This is a genomic window from Ktedonobacteraceae bacterium (assembly GCA_035653615.1).
Lineage (GTDB): Bacteria > Chloroflexota > Ktedonobacteria > Ktedonobacterales > Ktedonobacteraceae > DASRBN01.
Map to the genome: position 1 here is coordinate 71,443 of DASRBN010000021.1, position 17,502 is coordinate 88,944.

A 17,502-nucleotide genomic window follows, 5' to 3' on the forward strand; every position below is an offset into this window, starting at 1 on the left:
CTGACGTATTGCCATTAGGAAAAGAACTCCTGCATGATCATGTAATATTCTCTTCAATACAGTAAGGATGTGAAGCCGAGGAGAAATCATTGGTTATTGAACAACTTTATCGCTATGAAAGGAGAATATATCATGCCTCATCGCAGGTTATTCTTGTTTGCCAGCGGTCTCCTTCTGGTAGTGCTTCTTGCTGCTTGTGGTGGTTCCACAAACGCCAGTACTTCTAATAGTGCGAGCTCAACACCGACAACTGCGCCTACGACCGCGCCCACCAGCGCCCCGGCTGCCATGATACAGACGGCGACAGTCACCGTGAAAGGTCAATCCATAACGGTCCTCACTGACGCCCAGGGCAAGACGTTGTACTACTTTACTCCTGATATGCCCGGCAAAAGCGCCTGTACGGGCGGTTGTGCCCAGGCCTGGCCGCCGCTACTGTTTTCCGGCTCAGGGTCGCCTACCAGCGCCACTTCCTTGCCTGGAACATTAAGTGTTCTCAATGACGCAAATGGCAATCAGGTGGAGTACAGCGGCTACCTACTCTATACCTATTCGGGGGATACCGCTCCTGGTCAGGCCAACGGCCAGGGTCTGTTCGGCAAATGGTTCGTTGCCGAGCCTGATCTGGTTTCATATGTTGTCAGAGTGGCAACAGTCACGGTGAAAGGTAAATCAGAGACGGTACTCGCCAATGCTCAGGGCATGACGTTGTACTACTTCACCCCTGATTCGGCGACTAACATTGCCTGTACCGGTGGGTGTGCTCAGGCCTGGCCTCCCTTGATCTTCAAAGGCTCAGGCTCTCCCGAAGGTGATGCACCTCTCTCTGGAAAACTGAGTACGGTCAATGGAGCAAATGGTGTTCAGGTAGAATACAATGGACATCCGTTGTATACCTATTCGGGGGATACCGCTCCTGGTCAGGCCAACGGCCAGGGTCTGTTCGGCAAATGGTTCGTTGCCACGCCCAGTCTGGCAGCATAGAAAAATGGTCATTGCTGGCACATGCATATATGCCAGCAATGACCATCTTATTAGAAGTCAAGCCCGGCAAGCTCATCCTCCATGCAAGAGGAAGCCCAGACCTACACCGGCCAGAGTGCCAATTGTGACAACGGCGAGAAACTCCAGTCCGGCCCGGATCGGCCCTTGAGAGGTATAGCGGGCTTTGATCGCACCAAGCGCGAGCGCGGTAATGGCTGTCAGCCCATATGCCCACCATTGGACGAAAGGCAGGCTCAGGAATACTGGTATGGTGGGGATAAGCCCGCCGATTACAAAGGAGATTCCGACCTGCGCGCCCTGCGCCCACGGGTTGATTTTTGTATCTTCGACAACTCCCAATTCGTCATGCACCATGGCTCTATGCCAGCGATCCTTATTCGCGGTGAGATGACCAACGACCTGGTGTAGCAGCGGGCCTGAGAAGCCTTTGTTGCGGTAGATATCACGCAGTTCCGCGCGCTCTTCTTCCGGCTCGTGTTCGATCTCAAAACGCTCAATCGCGATGCGCTTATCGAGTACCTGTTTTGCTGTACGGGCGGCCAGAAAGCCACCCAGGGCCATAGAAACGCCCCCTGCCAGCACCTCGCCCAGCACTACCAGCAGCAATCGCCCTGGCGCAACCTCGCTCACAGCCATAATAAACACAAGGGTGGTGACCAGCCCGTCGTTCAATCCGAAGACGATATCTCGCAGCCAGTCACCTCCATGTGGATGTTGTTCTGTATGCTGCTGCATCGCTACTTCACCTCCTTCAGGTATACGTATCCTATTGTAGCATAGCGTGTACAAGCCAGGAGATTCATATCGCAACCAGGAGATAATTCTTTAGTGATATCCTTATCACGAGGGATTTGGTGCGTTGGCTACGATGAAGCAGCATTGAGGAGTTTCGCCGCCGGTGCATTGTTCGTGGATTGGCGTACCGACCAGCTCCGTAAGTAGGGCTTCGGCGAGACGGCAGACTTCGGGATGACCAGGTACTATAGCGGCAAGCGGACAACTATATCCGCGAATAGCATATGTTCCATCGCTCTCTTCGAGTTCTGCCAGGCCACCGAGTTCATTGAGAATCTCAATGGCTATTTGCAGGCGCGCGTGCAGGTCTCCTGCCGGCACGTTCCATTGCGCAGCCAGGCGCCGGCCCGTTGTGCGCAGTAAGACTTCTACCTGTTCCGCGGACATATTTTCGCATAGAACCTCCAGCAGTTGCCGCATTACAACCCCGTATGCCCTGGGGAATAAATTTTCGGCATCTGTTGTGAGGTCATAGACATAGGAGGGTTTGCCACTGCCGCGACGTACCCCTTGCTGGTGTACCAGCCCATCACGTTCAAGGGTAGCAAGATGCGCGCGCACCGCGTTATCAGTGAGTCGAAGCGCCTGCGCAAGTTCCTCTACTGTGCGGCTCTCGCGACGAAGCAGTAGAATGATCTGTCCGCGTGTGCTTGCGAAAAAGCGTTGATTCCAGTGCTGTTGAGACATACATTCCTCCGATCCTGCTGCCAGTATACCCGACGCGCTGTTGTTTTGTCAAGAAAGTCAAATAAATCATTGACTTTCTGTGATAAATATGGTATACGAACATGTAGGAATTGCTTGACGCAAGGAAGCGCTATTTCTGATCCGATTTTTATTGATAGAAGGAGTGTTTCTCATGTCTGAGACGCCGACCCCTGTTTCTGTACCTGAATCTTCTGCTCCCCGGCAGCCTTTTGCGGAGCGATTCAGTGATTCACTACAACATCTCATCCAGGTTGTAGTTGGTTCCCAGCGCAAGCCGCCGCGGCGCTTGAAAAGTTTCCTAAATGGCACCTGGTTTGGGCATCCCCTGCATCCTGTTATCACTGATGTACCCGTTGTAGCCTGGATACTGGCAGCTGTCTTTGATATCATCTGGTTGATCTCTCCGGCCAGCAATACCTGGGCAGCATATGGAGCTTTTGTTGCTGTTATTACCGGCCTGTTGGGTGCGCTTGGAGCAATCGCGACCGGATTGACCGATTGGAGCGATACCTATGGTTCTGAGCGACGCATTGGTCTGAATCATGCCATCTTCAATGCAATCGCAACTATTCTCTATCTCATTTCGTTTGTGCTGCGGCTGCTGGCCGGTCCGGGTGATACTATTGCCTCGGCCATTCCTGGCTTCGTTGGGCTGGTCAGCCTGATCTACGCGGCCTATCTTGGCGGTGAGATGGTTTTTTCGAAAGGAACCGGTGTCAATCATACGGCCTGGGAGGTGGGAAGCGAGGACTATGAAGCGGTGCTACCGCTTGCAAGCGTCGAGGAGAACAGGCTGTACCGGGTGATGGTGGCAGGCACTGCGGTTGTGCTGCTGCGTCGTGGGACGCAGTTATCCGCCATTTCCGCGACATGCCCGCATGCTGGTGGTCCGCTGGATGAAGGAACTTTGGACGGCGATGTTGTGGAATGCCCCTGGCACGGTTCGCGCTTTTGCATGCGTGATGGTCGTGTGCTGACCGGCCCGGCGACTGTGAATGCCCCTCGTTACGATGTGCGTGTTCGTGACGGTCAGATCGAGATCAAACGCAGTGGCGATCATTAAGGAAGAAACAGAGATAGATACAACGAGGGAGAAACGTCTTGTTTTACCAGAAGAGCGATGAGAGACGGAATGAGGATGAGGCGAATCTTCATTGGTCTTTGGAACTGAATCGCCGCGTTATTTCGCGCGAGCAAATGCGCACGTTTGAGGGTTATATCAGTGAGATATTCGCTGCGTTTGGTTTAGACCTGAACACCTCAGCAACCGAAGAAACGCCACAACGCTTTCTTCAGGCGCTGTTCGATGCAACGCAGGGATACGATGGCGATCCAAAACTGCTCAAGGTATTCGATACAGAGTACCGTGGTGATTCGGACCATCGCCTGGGCCAGGTAATTGAAGGGCCTATACCATTCTTTGCTTTATGTGAGCATCACGGGCTGCCATTTCATGGGCATGCCTACATTGGCTATATTCCTCACGAACATATTATTGGTATTTCCAAGCTAACGCGGCTCGTGCGGCTCTTTGCCAGGCGCTTTACGGTGCAGGAACGGTTGGGTGAGCAGATTGTCACGGCTTTCGATGCGATGCTTCAACCACGTGGCGTGGCAGTCTACCTTGAAGCCCATCATCTCTGCGTCGAGATGCGAGGAGTGAGTGAGACGAGTTCTCTTACACATGCGACGTTCTGGCGTGGTGAGTACGAGCGCAACGCTTCGCTGCGCGTTGAATTCTTGCTCGCGTGCAGTGCTGATACATAGGGATAGCGAGTGTTGGAGCGTTGTAACCACTAGCACAATCCCCCAAAATGTGCTATATTGTATATACATCGACAATACTCGCTTGCCTCTTTGTCGATCAGTATGAGCAGAGCTGCTCCTGGGCGATGATGCGCGTTCTCGTAGTGTTACCGTGTTGTCGTGGTTTCCCCGATGTTGCTGGCCACCAAGATACGGCTGTCCCTTATGTTTCAATACTGACCGTCAGCACAAACCAGGAGGATACCTTATGTCTTACAATGAATTTCGCAGTCCTGTTTCTATCGATTCAGCCCCGCGTGGCAGTCGTTGTGAGTGGTGCGGAAAGCCAGCCGAGGTGCAATTAACAGCTATCGGTGGAACGTCCCATAACGAAAGTGGGCTCTTCTGCCGTTCTTGTGGCGAAGATTTTTCTCGCGCCGTCATAAGCGCTTCAAAGCAGACCAGGACGTCTGCTGCACAGCTACAAGCCTGATGAAGTAAATAAAGGATCAACAAAAGAGAACAGGATGCCGAACTGGAACCCTGTTCTCTTTTTTCGCCTTCTTTATGCAGGCTCATGCGTTATGCATAACGCGCCATATACTTTTCGATATCGAACTCTTTGGCCTGCGCCTGTAGCTGTTGAGCTGCCTGATCCATCGTTTGCCGCTCATCCTGGTAGAACAGGCCCACGAATGGTTTCTCCGTCTCCATGGCCAGTTCCATTGCCTTGAAGCGATTATGCGTATCATGGTCGGCAGGAATGGGCGTCACGTTCGCTTTCCATACATCCATTGTATTATAGAACGTGGGGCATGGGCTGAGCGCGTGAATAAACGAGAAGCCATGATGGTTAATGCCTTGCTCGATCAGCGCGGCCAGTTCCTTTGGCTTGGAAGAAAATCCTCGCGCTACAAAACTGACGTTCAGGCTGAGCGCGGTCGCGATTGGATTGAACTGCGATGCCAGCAGGCCATAGGGGGTTGACTTGGTGGTATGCCCGGTTGGGGAGGTTGGCGATGTCTGCCCTTTTGTCAACCCATAGATTTCATTATCCATCACTACCACTGTAATATCGATATTGCGCAAGGCGGCATGTATCAGGTGACCAGCGCCGATGCTGAAGAGATCGCCATCGCCGCCGACCGCTACAACCGTCAGGTCGGGACGCGCCATTTTCAGCCCTTGCGCCAGGGGCAGGGCACGACCATGCACTGTATGAAAGCCAAAGGTCTTGACAAAATGCGGCAAACGGCTCGAGCAGCCGATACCCGATATCACAACCGTCTCATCGGGTGGCAATTTGAGGGTCGCCAGGGTATTATAGACCGAATTCAAGACGCCGAAGTCGCCGCACCCTGGACACCAGGTAGGCTTCACCTCACTTTTAAAATCTTTGGGAGTAAGAGTCACTGTTGATTGAGCCACGATTAGCGAACCTCCTCTATTGCCTGCAAAATTTCGCCGGCAGTAAATGGAATACCTCCAAATTTATTGACACGGATGGGCTGTAAACCATATTTCGCACCCAGCAAATTGGCCAGTTGCCCAGAATAGTTACATTCAGGTACAATTACGGTCTTCACTGAGCTGATAAACTCTCGTATGGCCCGGTCGGGTAGCGGTGAGAGAATCTTGGGATGCAAAGCCGCTACTTTGTAGCCCCTGGCCCGTGCCCGGTCAACCGCCTCTTGAATCGTGCCCTCCGTCGAGCCCCAGCCGATGATCCCGATAGTAGCATCCGCGTCACCGTAGCGCTGCGGCTGCGGCAACTCTTCCGCGGCAGTTTCGAGCTTGCGGAACCTTTTCTGCATCATCGCGGTATGATCTTCCGGCTCGTAGTCGGGGTGCCCATGCTGGTCATGCTCCAGACCGGTTGCGACATAGGTAGGTACGCCATGTCCGGGCGTTGTGATAGGAGAGATGCCGCTTGTGGTATAGGCGTAGCGGGCATATTCATGCTCTTCCGCCACCACTTCAGCCAGGTCGCCGATATTTGCTGCATGACCATTGTGTCCATTGCCGTTTGCCCCATTGGCTTTCACCTGCACGCGCTCAACGATCTCCATTGGCTTGAAGACGCTGCGATCAACGCTTTCCACACGCGCTGTCAAGGACTGGTCCGTGAGGAAAATGACGGGCATCTGGTAGCGCTCTGCCATATTAAAGGCCTGTATTATCAGTCGATAGCAGTCCGCAACATCGGCGGGAGCCACTATCATGCGCGGGGTATCACCGTGGCTTGCGCTAAGGGCGAAGCTCAAATCCGACTGCTCCATCTTCGTCGGCATGCCGGTGCTGGGGCCTGCGCGCTGGGCGTCGACGACCACGGCCGGTAGCTCAGCCATCGAAGAGAGTCCAATCAACTCGGCCATCAATGAAAGGCCTGGACCAGAGGTTGCAGTCATGGCGCGTTTTCCGCCGAACGAGGCGCCGAGTACTGATGCCAGGGCTGCCATCTCGTCTTCCGCCTGCAGGAAAGTTCCTCCTACCTGCGGCAATTCCTTGGCCATTGCTTCCATAATATCGCTGGCCGGCGTGATCGGATATCCGGCAAAGAAAGCGCATTTCGCCGCCAGCGCGCCGGCGACAACTGCCTGGTTCCCGTTGAGTACCACCTGGTCAGCCTTCTCTACCGCGCCTAAACGGTACGGGTCACGTTTGGTCACATGTTCTTCTACATACTTCTTCGCAATATCCAGGGCCAGCATATTCTTTTCCATCAAGATGGGATTGGATTTGCGCGACCGCGAGAGCTTGGACTCCACGACCTGGACGATTGCCTCGAGGGGTGGGCCAAATAAAGCGGAGATGGTGCCAAGCATGACCATATTTTTCGTCTGGAAAAGCTGTACTTCTTTGCGGGCTATCTCATTGAAAGGAACTGCATAGGTGATCAAATTATCTGCGTCGGGTGTGAAATCAGAAGGGTCATAGATGAGAACGCCACCGGGACGCAGGTCTTTTCTATTGCGATCATACGCCTCTTCATTCAAACAAATCAGTACATCGGCATAATCACCCATTGACTTCACGGGTTCGTCACTGATTCGCACCTGAAACAAACAAGGTCCGCCGAGAATTTCGGCAGGGAAGGTGCGGAAGGTATACACATGATACCCCCAGCGCGCGGAGGCCAACGCGAGGATATCGCCACCGGAAATGGTTCCTTCGCCCGATTCGCCTCCAATTCGGATCGTCACTTCATTCGCCATCGAATGCCCCCTTACAGGAAAATTTTCGACCGCGCCATCCGTGATAAAGAAAGTGGCGCGGCCTTTTACTGTTCATCTGAACGTTTCGTATCTGCTCCAGAGTATCTTAATGGTGTGGAATGTTCCAGCATCTTAATAACAGGAGAAACATACCCTACTTTAAACTGACTTCTATTATATCATACTTCACACGTTACGGTACAAGCATTTCCACCGGCTTCTAGCAATAGGATGAAACTGAAAAGGGATTTGCCGGTGTCTCCAAAAAAACGTCGTAAAGGCTCTTCCCAATTTGCGGTAACTATGCTACAATACGTTCCACGAGGGCCCATAGCTCAGCGGTTAGAGCAGCCGGCTCATAAAAAAGTGCGCCTATGCGCTTTTACGCACCATGCCTACAGAGGTAGGCGGCACTGAGGTTAATGTGTCTAAAGCAGGGTCTTACCTGGAAGGGAAACCGGAAAGGGACAATAGCATGACCTGGAAAAGTCTGGCGAGGTAGCAGTGCCTCTTCAGGCAGCTACGCTGTATATGGTTAAGGCTGAATTGCTTGAATCCCAGTCTGCGCAATGTGGAGTTAGTAAGCGCGGTTATGAGGCTTATTAAAGACCTCCTCCACTGCGGATAGGACGAATGGGGAACCTACGTACAGACGTGGTGCGTAAGGGAACTTAGGGATCACCTAAATGTTGAGAGACACATGGTGACGGAGTGCCCATAGTACTCAAACGATCAGGGTAATGTCTGATACACGGGGAAGGGGCACAGGCAACGAAATCGGTTGTTGAGAAAACGCAAGAGTTTCTCAAAGACAAAGTAGTTGCTGGAGAGCCGTGTGCATTGAAAGGTGCATGCACGGTTCGGGAAGAGATAATTGGAAGCGTACTAAAGTAACGTGCCCACTATCTCTCTACCTGGTTGGTCGAAGGTTCAAATCCTTCTGGGCCCATTTTTAGTTTATAATCAGATGCCATTCTATTAACCATGCTGATTCCGGTTTTTGAGCTGAGTTAGTCGACGGTGCGCTCCAGTATTGCCAATCTCGTCAACCGGAATCTAATAGACCTTATTAAGTTCAGCACTGTATACCCCAAAGTATTCACATTGCCCTCGATAGTGGAGCCAGTCCCTTTTCTGCTAAAGATCAGGTAAAATATATAATCTCTTCATTTGTTTGTTTATAATTGACGAGAACATGCGGAAAAGGTAACAAATAATAAAACATGCATCTGAAAAGGTTGTGAAACTACTGATCCTTGCTGTAACGTGCCATCAAAGAAGAGGTCATCACTTCTGAAGGAATGTAGACGCGAAGAAAAGGAGCGAGCGATGGAAACATGCATGCTTGGATACGAACGGGCTATCACGGTAACGGAAATTGCTGCCTGGGCGAACGGGTTAATCGGCAAAGAAGTGCCTGGCTACCCTGAGTACCTGGTCGTGAAGGTGCTTCAATTCCAGGTGATGCCCACACAAAATGGTTATGATGCCATGCTCCTCATCGATGTTAGAGAAAGGCCGGGCGAACACGATCAAATAGCCCTGAGCGAGGCGGATATTCAGGTGATCGAACAACTTACGTCGACCATCACAGAAGCACCTGAAGGCGAAACTACATTGCCGGAATAAGATTCGTATATCGCATCAAATACCAGGCATTTCTGTCATCATAGCCGCTGCAGAATGTGCTCCAGTACTCTGCCGGGAGATAAGTTTTCCATTGGCATTTCTTGTAGTGTCTCGACGTAGGGGCCAGCAGGTCGTTTGAGTGTCGGATCGGTCGGACCGAAGAGTGAGAGTGTTGGAATGCCTAATAGACCTGCTAAGTGGCCGATGCCCGAATCATTGCCCAGGAAAAACCTGCATTGCCGCAGCTGGCGGGCAACCTCCAGCAATGGCTTGTTTGCCAGAATCATAAGATTCTCTGATTTCATGTCGCGCGCAATATCCTTGAGGACAAGCGAAAGCGTTTCGCCCTCGGATGGTCCTGCCAGCAAGAGGACAGGATATTTGCGGCGCAAAAGACCATTGATGACTGTCGCGAAATAAGAAGCTGGCCAGCGTCTTTTTTCATCGGTCGAACCAGGATGAACGGCGATAGGAGGTATGTAATAACAGAAGGTATTACCTCTTTCCCAGGTGGGAGGAACGTATTCGGCAATAACATTCTCGATTCCAAGTGCCTGCAATCCTGCTGCCTTCGCCATAAAATCTGCCACGTGCATTGACCCTGACTCAATGGGATCTTCGGGCACGACAAAAACAGACTTTACACCCGCATTATGTAAATTCCGGCTGATTACCCCTCCCATATCAACCTGCCAGCAGATCATGCAATCCGTCTTCCCGAGTAGGGCAAGCAATTTCGGACTGCGAATACCTTTCGAGGAGGATAGCTCTTTCCACTGCTCATCTTTGCAGTCAAGCACTTCATCGGCAAGTTCCCACTCCAGAGCAAGCGGCAAAACAAGCCCGTAACTGACAAATGTAAGATGAGCATCAGGATATTTCGCTCGCAGCGCAGAAAGAATAGGAAAGACGAACAATGTATCTCCAATATGATCGGCGGAAAGGAAGGCAACAATATTCAAGATGGTTTTTCCCCTCTAGATGGTTTATCTGTAGCATATTTTATCCCAATGCGAAAACTTCTGCCTCCCTTCGACGCACAAACAGGAGCTGATTTTTTACAACTATGCCAGATAGCGTCAGGAGATTTCTGAAGGGCATCACTCCGTGTGATGCTGTGTTTAAAAAAACGTGCAACAGAACACGAAAGTACTACGTGATAAGAGTGAGCGATAGCAAACTAGCATTGCTCTCAAGTCACGCTTGATGAGCAGAAAAGGAGGTCAAAATGCCTGCTGAAGATACTCCATCTTACGAGCGACATCCAGAAGAAAGGACAGGCGAGCCGTATATCTATCACTCTGTAGACCCTACGAATCCCAGTCCAAATCCCGGAGGCCCCAGTCCAATGCCTGGTGGGCCAAATCCTCTTCCAGAAGCCGTCCATCAGTCTGGCGGAGATGATCCTAGTCCAAATCCTGGCGGGCCCGATCCAGCTCCCGGAGGCCCCGATCCTGTTACCGGCGATATGTCTGCCACCCCGGATTATGTGCCTGTAGGCTCAGGCGACAATCCCGGAGGCCCCAGTCCAATGCCTGGTGGACCAAATCCAGTATCGGAGCCGGGAATTAGCCGGCCTGAGATTCATCACGTTCCTGTTGAAGATCCCAGTCCGAATCCCGGTGGTCCCGATCCTGCACCAGGCGGGCCGAATCCTGTTGAGTAGCGTTCAGCACTAAACTTCGCCAATAATGCATGGATATATTACCAACGACAGGACCCGGGCTTTCGTTGGTAATACAGCTCTCAGGGGTCATATCAAAGAGGATCACCGGACAACAATTCTTCGATGAGATCAAGTAATTTGTTCAGTTCTACCGGTTTGCTCATGCCGACTAGCTTTCGCCGGCGAAAATCATGTTCGAGCACCCCGGCGGTAAGCAAAATGCCGGGGGTATGTTCGAGTCCCTCGGTAGCATGAAGGCGGTCGTATAATTCAATGCCATTCATGCCTGGTAAATGGTAATCCAGGAGGAACAGGTCGGGCTTGACATATTCGATAATGTTGAAAGCCCTTGTGCTATCGGCCACCAGGATTGCGCGATGAGGAGTTTCCTGCGTGATTACCTGCACAAGCAATTCTCCGATAGCAGCATCATCTTCGGCTATCAAGACCGTTTTCATCGCTGCGCGTTTACTTTGTGAGGATTGGGTCTCCCTCTCTGACATTCCTTCTCTCCTATATCTATCTACTGTGGCGAACAGCATGAGCAGAGCAGTTTCTTATGAAAACGTCTTTGGCGCAAGCGAGGTTTCAAAACGGAGAAGATCAGGTGTGCTATAATTTTTTCTAAAGCAATAAGCGCTCGGCTAGCTCAACTCACATGAAGTTCGACCTGTATGAGCAAACAAGAGAAATTAGAGGAAGTCGAGGTCACCAACCTGCCCGAAACGAATAACGCCGTGACGGGTTGGTCCTCGCGTTTATCACATCTATTCCTTGCCTGGCAGCATTCATTCAATCGCCGTTCCTGGCATTTTATGACCCTGTGTGCTATTTTTGTATTGGCGCTGGTAGCAGTGATTGTAATCGTGTCCAGCCTGCAGGCGAACCTCACACCCGGACCTGCCACATCCATAGTTCCGAGCCATGCTGCCACAGCTATTCCCACTCATTACGTCTCTCTTAATCGGCCTCTCGCCGAATATAGCGGTCATGCTGGCCTGGCGATCAATGTGGTATGGTCACCGGATGGGACACGCCTGGCCTCTGGTGGTAGCGATTCTACCGTCCAGATCTGGAATGTCAAGACGAAGCAGCGCCTGCTCGTTTATCGTGGTCACTCTAATGAGGTGCTTGCGCTGGCCTGGTCGCCGGATGGAACACGCCTGGCATCCGGCAGTCGCGATGGCACCGTTCAGGTATGGGATGCCCGAACCGGCAAACGGCTTCTTACGTATCAGAGCAATTCTGGTACAGTCTATAGCGTCGCCTGGTCGCCGGATGGGACGCGGATTGCCTCTGGGAGCGATGATGGAGAGGTTCAGGTATGGAATGCAAGTTCGGGCAAGCGCCTTTTCAGTTATTATGGTCATGATAGCGCAGTTCTCGCCCTGGCCTGGTCGCCGGATGGAACGCGTATCGCTTCCGGTGGCCTGGACAGAACGGTACAGATATGGGATTCCAGCACCGGAATTCCCTATCTTACGTATAATGGGCATGCAGACAGTGTCACAAGCATCGCCTGGTCGCCCGATGGTACCGAGATCGCATCCGGCAGTTTTGATACCAGCGTGCAAGTCTGGAATGCGCAAACAGGGAAAACTCTCCTCACCTATACAGGCCATCTCAATACGGTCTATGGCGTCGCCTGGTCACCTGATGGACGGCGCATCGCCTCTGGTAGCGGGGATGGTACCATACAAGTCTGGGATGCTCTCACAGGGAAGCATCTTCTTATCTGCCGTAGTGAAGCGCTTGCAGTTGCCTGGTCGTCGGATGGAACTCGTCTTGCCTCAGCCGGTAGTGATGGTCTTGTGAAAGTATGGAAGCTGGCTTAATCGGATTCATCCTCTAACGGCTTGCCTTCTAAGCTGCTAAGATGATGTGCCGCGTGGTACTACCCTTGATATTGTCACTGTTGTCAAGGTCAGTAACGTGTACTAATTGATGACTATTCGTGATTAATGAAGTGATATTCTTCAAAAAGGTATGAGGTTATATGCAAGAGGCAAAAGATACTACTGGAAAAGCAGCGAATCACCCACCCACACAAACTTCCGCCGTCGTACTGGCCAATGAAAAGTCGGGTAGTTTTGCAAAGAATAAAGAACAACTGGAAAAAACACTCGACTTTCTACGCCAGCATGGTTGGAATGTCGAACTCGAATATACAAATTCAAGCGATGATGCGCGCCATGTGGCTCGCGAGGCCGTCTCACAAAAAATGGATGTTGTTATTGCCGTTGGCGGTGATGGAACAATTAATTCAATCATCCAGGAACTGGCGGGAAGCGAAACGGCGCTGGGCCTCATCCCAACGGGCACTTTCAATGTATGGGCCACTGAAACGGGCATTCCTATGGATATTGTGGGGGCGGGCGATGTCCTTGTCAATGGGAAGGTGCGCCGTGTCGATCTTGGCTACGTTTACAACCGCTATTATCTTCTCATGGCCGGCATTGGTTTTGGTGGAACGGTGACATATGCGGTCAAGAAACGATCGCTGAAACGTCTCGGCATTCTGGGCTATCTCATCACCGGTATACGGCTGGGCCTCGGCTTTGAGAGTTTTCATACTACGCTTGATATTGATGGACATAGAAAGAGAACACATGCCCTGCAAATTGTCGTGGGCAACACGCAGTTGTATGGAAGCCTGCTTCGCTTTACCTGGAAAGCCAAAAGTGATGATGGTCTCCTTGATCTCTGTGTTGTACGCAGCCCTAAAAAGCTAGAACGCATTGTAGTGATGCTCGATTTTTTACTACAGCGCAGGGAACGCCGCAAATGGGTTACCTATACGACCTGTAAAACTGTTGAAGTGCGCACCCGCAAGCCGGTTAACTTTCAAGTCGATGGTGAGCCACTGGGACATACTCCCGCGACGTTTAGCGTTGTTCCAGGGGCCTTGAAAGTCATTGTGCCGCAAGAAACACCGGAAGACCTCTTCTCGAAACCGTAAGCCCTACCTCTCAATTCATCCACGCCTGATGCTCTTTCGATAAGCTCTACCGCAATAAAGCTAAAGAGCTTATCGAAAGAGAAAAATTTGTGATGCTAAAAAATAGGATTTTTGTCCTATCCGCTTGTCTGCTCATTTTTTTGCCACTATAATTTCCGTAGAAAAGTTCCATGGAATTATTCTTTGAAAATATGGAAATCTGAAGAATAATTGCCCAGGAAATACTTCTAACATACAGGGGGAAGGAATCAGAAAGCCCTATTGCTCGCTTTACAGCAAGCTTTTACTCTCTCTTTGAGAAAACGAGATCGGGTGTGAACAGCTATCTATCCTTTAGAAAAATCATGCCTCACGTGGGAGCTTCCCCAATGCTAGGGGATGGAGAACCTGGATTCTAATTTCTAACTAAAGAAGAGGTAGATCAGATGATGACTACAGAATACCAACATTTTGGCAAATATGAGTTACACAAGAGAATCAGTCGTAATGCAAATGGCGAGTTCTGGAAAGGCTACGATCCCGAACTACACCAGCCAGTCGCCATCAAAGTGTATTACATCAACCAGGTAGATGCGACTTTTATTTCACGATTTGCGCAACGTATGGGAGTCCTTACTTCTATACACCATGCCAATATCGTACCCATCCAGGATTTTTACATCGCTCCCTCTAAGAATGCTGATGAGGCTGCATCCTCTGTGGCCTGCATCGTTATGGACTACATCGAAGCTCCGACCCTGGCGGACTATATTCGTAGTACATCGAGCCTGGGCAAGCTGCCGCCGGGTGCTGAGCTTCTTCATCTTTTTACCTCGCTTAGCCTGGCCATTGATTACGCTCATCAGAACGGTATTATCCATGGGCATATCAAACCATCCAGTATCTTACTTGGTAAAAACACTTCTTCCCAGAACAAGATCGGTGAACCCTTGCTTATCGATTTCGAGTTGTCCGGCATCCTGCAAAACAGCAGCAGCTTCTCCGAACCCTACTACCTCGCGCCTGAGCAGATAAGAGGATATCCCGCCAACGAGCGGAGCGATGTCTATACGCTTGGTATCATTCTCTATGAACTCTGTACCGGAGTACTGCCATTCCGAGGGAACAGGCGGGTCGCTATCATGATGCAGCATATAAATGCGCTACCTACGCCACCGGCTCTCTTGAACCCCACTATTTCGCCCGCATTGACGAATGTCATCATGCGCAGTCTTGCCAAGGACCCTGGAATCCGATTTGCCAGCGCGTCATCCATGACCGTAGCCCTGGCGAAGGCCCTCAACATGGCTGTTCCTGAAAATCTGGTTCGTTCTGCCTATCTGTTGGATTTGTTGAGTGATTCGGATGCCACACGCCCGAATAACCCGGTAGTCGCGCCGCGCATTATGCAGCCACTTCACATAACCTCTCAATTTGATCGCTCAACTTTTGCGCAAAATAGCTGGCCGTGGTCAGGAGCTTCTATAGTGGAGGCAGTACAGGCGCCGGAAAAGTTGTCTCGTGAGCAGGTTGGACGAGATCATTCAAGCGCAGCCTCTTCGCGTCCCACCCCCATTACCCCCATCCCCTCTATGGAGCCTTTTCCTTTCACGCGTCGACGCCGCTTTTACAAAACCTTGATTATCATCCTCATCATTTTCATCTTACTCAGCAGCATCATCACAGTGGGCGCGATATTACTTTCCTCGCGGGCGAGTCCATCCAATTCCCTGGTAGGCCATGCCTACCTGCTCAACAGTGGACAATTAACCGGTACTACGCAGGGCATTAATAGTGAGTTACAGATAAACCTGGCTAACATACAGAATCTTGCTGCCGGCACAAGCTATTATTGCTGGTTATTGGGCGATAAAACTAACACACATGTAGCCCCGCTCCTGCTGGGTCAATTAGCGCTCAATCATGGCGCGACCAATTTTCTCTATCCAGGTGATCAGCAACATGATAATTTATTGGGAACGTACAGTCGTTTACTCATCACTGTTGGTCGCACAAACGCTGCTGCAAGCGATCCGTTACGTGATACTGCTAGCTGGCGTTACTATGCTGAAATCCCTCAAACACCTATTCCTGGCGATGTGCTGCACTTCAGTATGCTGGATCACTTGCGTCACCTGCTTGTTAACTCTCCTGAGTTAGCACTTCGCCAGATTCAGGGAGGCCCTGCGATCTGGCTTGTCAGGAATACATCCGATGTCCTTGAACTTGCAAATAGTGCCGGGAACGATTGGCATAATAAAGATGCCAGTTCCTTGCGCGCGCAAGTCATCCGTATTCTTGACTATATTGATGGAACCGCCGGTGTTCAAACCGATGTACCCAAAGGTACACCTCTTCTGACCGATCCCGCGATCTCTCAGGTTGCCTTGTTAGGACCAACACCAGGGCAGCTACAACCACCCGGTTCTCTCTACACTAACAAGCCTCTTCCTGGCTACATTTACCTTGTCGGCATGTATACAAACGCGCTGCTTCAGGCGCCTCAGGCGACACCAGATCAGCATCAACTGGTAGCGCAGATTACTACAGGTCTGAACGAAGTAAAAAGCGCCCTGGATCAGATTCATCGTGATGCAGTTCGTCTTATACAGTTAAACAGTGGTCAATTATTGCAACCCGCGTCACTCTCTATGCTCAATGATCTGACTATGCAGGCGCAAAATGCCTATGCCGGCCAATTTGATTCCGTTACCGATCAGTTGAAAGGGGGAGTACTCTCGATTTATGGCAACCTCCAGCGCCTGGCAACTTTTGCCGTAATGCCATATACAGGTTCAGCCCTATAAGCAAAAGATGACGCCCTGGTGAATATTACAAACCAGGGGATCATGTCATTCTTCGCTGCGCTCAGAATCCCGCAGGCCACGGGAGATTCTGAGCGCAGCGAAGAATGACATGATCGATCCTCGTTGTTCATTTTCAGTGGGGACAGAGTTCTGAACAATCACGGTTCCTGAGAAATGTTGCGTAGTTCTGCCATACAAGGTATAGTATAAGAAATAGCCATCATCACAACAAACCGGAGACTATTGGAGCATGGACTCATCGCAACTGACAGTGGGAGTTGCCTTTTTAGCGGGGCTGGCATCATTTCTCTCGCCCTGCGTCCTGCCTCTCGTACCTATTTACCTGGCACAACTTGTTGGGCAAGGCATCTATCAATCAGCAGGAGATGGGGAGCTGCATGCGGGCCGCTTTATCACATTCCTGCACGCGCTCACCTTCATGCTGGGCTTTACCCTGGCTTTCGTCGCCCTTGGGGCCACCGCCAGTACATTGGGAGGATTTCTACGCGCCAACCAGTTCCTGCTGCGCCAGGTGGGTGGGATTGTCCTCATCATCATCGGCCTGCACCTGACAGGGCTGCTCAAATTGCCTTTTCTCTATTGGCAGAAACGCTTTGAATTTCATCCCAGTCGTCCCAGTTACCCGGCCTCTTTCGTCATCGGCTTGATTTTCGCCATTGGCTGGACGCCCTGCATCGGGCTTATCCTTGGGCCAATTCTGGCTCTCGCGGCCAATGCAGCAACGCTGCGCCAGGGGGTCTTGTTGCTGCTAGCATATTCGCTTGGCCTCGGCATTCCATTTCTACTCCTGGGCCTGGGATTGGACCGCTTTAGCAAGATATTGAAGTGGCTAAAGCCGCACCTGGGAAAAGTTGAAGTTGGAACCGGCATCATCATGATTCTGGTAGGGGTGATGATCTACTTCAACATGCTCATCTACCTGAATCACTATTTCAACCTGGGTATTAACCTGTAGGGGCCACGAAGGATTTT

General features: G+C 51.1%; 15 protein-coding genes. 9 read left to right on the top strand and 6 right to left on the bottom strand.

Going from position 1 to position 17,502, the window contains the following annotated elements:
* Positions 1-132 precede the first annotated feature (132 nt).
* Positions 133-984 carry a hypothetical protein gene (locus VFA09_11515; GenBank protein ID HZU67894.1) on the top strand — a complete coding sequence of 284 codons (852 nt, stop codon included), beginning with the start codon at positions 133-135 and terminating at the stop codon, positions 982-984.
* A gap of 72 nt (positions 985-1,056) precedes the next feature.
* Here VFA09_11515 and VFA09_11520 read toward each other — a convergent pair whose 3' ends face one another.
* Both VFA09_11520 and VFA09_11525 read right to left on the bottom strand, forming a co-directional pair.
* Entirely contained in the window at positions 1,057-1,740 is a 684-nt protein-coding gene (locus tag VFA09_11520) for a VIT1/CCC1 transporter family protein (GenBank protein HZU67895.1), read from the bottom strand.
* 105 nt (positions 1,741-1,845) lie between these two features.
* Complete coding sequence (locus tag VFA09_11525) at positions 1,846-2,487, bottom strand: ArsR family transcriptional regulator (protein HZU67896.1); 642 nt, start codon at positions 2,485-2,487, stop codon at positions 1,846-1,848.
* A gap of 172 nt (positions 2,488-2,659) precedes the next feature.
* On the opposite strand from VFA09_11525, the gene VFA09_11530 reads away from it, so the two are divergent.
* Both VFA09_11530 and VFA09_11535 read left to right on the top strand, forming a co-directional pair.
* Positions 2,660-3,571 carry a Rieske 2Fe-2S domain-containing protein gene (locus tag VFA09_11530; GenBank protein HZU67897.1) on the top strand — a complete coding sequence of 304 codons (912 nt, stop codon included), beginning with the start codon at positions 2,660-2,662 and terminating at the stop codon, positions 3,569-3,571.
* 38 nt (positions 3,572-3,609) lie between these two features.
* Entirely contained in the window at positions 3,610-4,275 is a 666-nt protein-coding gene (locus VFA09_11535) for a GTP cyclohydrolase I (GenBank protein HZU67898.1), read from the top strand.
* 561 nt (positions 4,276-4,836) lie between these two features.
* Here VFA09_11535 and VFA09_11540 read toward each other — a convergent pair.
* Both VFA09_11540 and VFA09_11545 read right to left on the bottom strand, forming a co-directional pair.
* Positions 4,837-5,682, bottom strand: coding sequence for a 2-oxoacid:ferredoxin oxidoreductase subunit beta (locus tag VFA09_11540; GenBank protein HZU67899.1), 846 nt, complete (start codon positions 5,680-5,682; stop codon positions 4,837-4,839).
* A 2-nt stretch (positions 5,683-5,684) separates the two neighbouring features.
* Positions 5,685-7,469, bottom strand: a complete 1,785-nt coding sequence (locus tag VFA09_11545) for a 2-oxoacid:acceptor oxidoreductase subunit alpha (protein HZU67900.1) — start codon at positions 7,467-7,469, stop codon at positions 5,685-5,687.
* Positions 7,470-8,798: 1,329 nt separating this feature from the next.
* Between VFA09_11545 and VFA09_11550 the strand changes: the two genes are divergently transcribed.
* Positions 8,799-9,098, top strand: a complete 300-nt coding sequence (locus VFA09_11550; GenBank protein ID HZU67901.1) for a hypothetical protein — start codon at positions 8,799-8,801, stop codon at positions 9,096-9,098.
* 38 nt (positions 9,099-9,136) lie between these two features.
* Here the strand turns inward: VFA09_11550 and VFA09_11555 are convergent, their stop codons facing one another.
* On the bottom strand, positions 9,137-10,060 hold the full coding sequence (locus VFA09_11555; GenBank protein HZU67902.1) for a glycosyltransferase family 9 protein: 924 nt from the start codon (positions 10,058-10,060) through the stop codon (positions 9,137-9,139).
* Positions 10,061-10,326: 266 nt separating this feature from the next.
* Between VFA09_11555 and VFA09_11560 the strand changes: the two genes are divergently transcribed.
* The gene (locus VFA09_11560) at positions 10,327-10,764 is read left to right on the top strand and encodes a hypothetical protein (protein ID HZU67903.1); all 438 of its coding nucleotides are present in this window, start codon (positions 10,327-10,329) and stop codon (positions 10,762-10,764) included.
* A gap of 92 nt (positions 10,765-10,856) precedes the next feature.
* Here the strand turns inward: VFA09_11560 and VFA09_11565 are convergent, their stop codons facing one another.
* Positions 10,857-11,267: a response regulator gene (locus VFA09_11565; protein ID HZU67904.1), complete on the bottom strand. Its 411-nt coding sequence runs from the start codon at positions 11,265-11,267 to the stop codon at positions 10,857-10,859.
* 171 nt (positions 11,268-11,438) lie between these two features.
* Between VFA09_11565 and VFA09_11570 the strand changes: the two genes are divergently transcribed.
* From VFA09_11570 to VFA09_11585, 4 genes are all read left to right on the top strand, one after another.
* Entirely contained in the window at positions 11,439-12,599 is a 1,161-nt protein-coding gene (locus VFA09_11570) for a WD40 repeat domain-containing protein (protein ID HZU67905.1), read from the top strand.
* A 161-nt stretch (positions 12,600-12,760) separates the two neighbouring features.
* On the top strand, positions 12,761-13,723 hold the full coding sequence (locus VFA09_11575; protein ID HZU67906.1) for a diacylglycerol kinase family protein: 963 nt from the start codon (positions 12,761-12,763) through the stop codon (positions 13,721-13,723).
* 425 nt (positions 13,724-14,148) lie between these two features.
* A complete protein-coding gene (locus VFA09_11580) occupies positions 14,149-16,509 on the top strand; it encodes a serine/threonine-protein kinase (GenBank protein ID HZU67907.1) in 2,361 nt (786 codons plus the stop codon).
* 250 nt (positions 16,510-16,759) lie between these two features.
* The gene (locus VFA09_11585) at positions 16,760-17,485 is read left to right on the top strand and encodes a cytochrome c biogenesis CcdA family protein (GenBank protein ID HZU67908.1); all 726 of its coding nucleotides are present in this window, start codon (positions 16,760-16,762) and stop codon (positions 17,483-17,485) included.
* The last annotated feature ends 17 nt before the right edge of the window (positions 17,486-17,502 follow it).

Coding starts and splice junctions, on each gene's coding strand:
- VFA09_11515 (HZU67894.1), top strand. CDS start 133: ATGCCTCATCGCAGGTTATTCTTGTTTGCCAGCGGTCTCCTTCTGGTA.
- VFA09_11520 (HZU67895.1), bottom strand. CDS start 1,740: ATGCAGCAGCATACAGAACAACATCCACATGGAGGTGACTGGCTGCGA.
- VFA09_11525 (HZU67896.1), bottom strand. CDS start 2,487: ATGTCTCAACAGCACTGGAATCAACGCTTTTTCGCAAGCACACGCGGA.
- VFA09_11530 (HZU67897.1), top strand. CDS start 2,660: ATGTCTGAGACGCCGACCCCTGTTTCTGTACCTGAATCTTCTGCTCCC.
- VFA09_11545 (HZU67900.1), bottom strand. CDS start 7,469: ATGGCGAATGAAGTGACGATCCGAATTGGAGGCGAATCGGGCGAAGGA.
- VFA09_11550 (HZU67901.1), top strand. CDS start 8,799: ATGGAAACATGCATGCTTGGATACGAACGGGCTATCACGGTAACGGAA.
- VFA09_11560 (HZU67903.1), top strand. CDS start 10,327: ATGCCTGCTGAAGATACTCCATCTTACGAGCGACATCCAGAAGAAAGG.
- VFA09_11565 (HZU67904.1), bottom strand. CDS start 11,267: ATGTCAGAGAGGGAGACCCAATCCTCACAAAGTAAACGCGCAGCGATG.
- VFA09_11570 (HZU67905.1), top strand. CDS start 11,439: ATGAGCAAACAAGAGAAATTAGAGGAAGTCGAGGTCACCAACCTGCCC.
- VFA09_11575 (HZU67906.1), top strand. CDS start 12,761: ATGCAAGAGGCAAAAGATACTACTGGAAAAGCAGCGAATCACCCACCC.
- VFA09_11580 (HZU67907.1), top strand. CDS start 14,149: ATGATGACTACAGAATACCAACATTTTGGCAAATATGAGTTACACAAG.
- VFA09_11585 (HZU67908.1), top strand. CDS start 16,760: ATGGACTCATCGCAACTGACAGTGGGAGTTGCCTTTTTAGCGGGGCTG.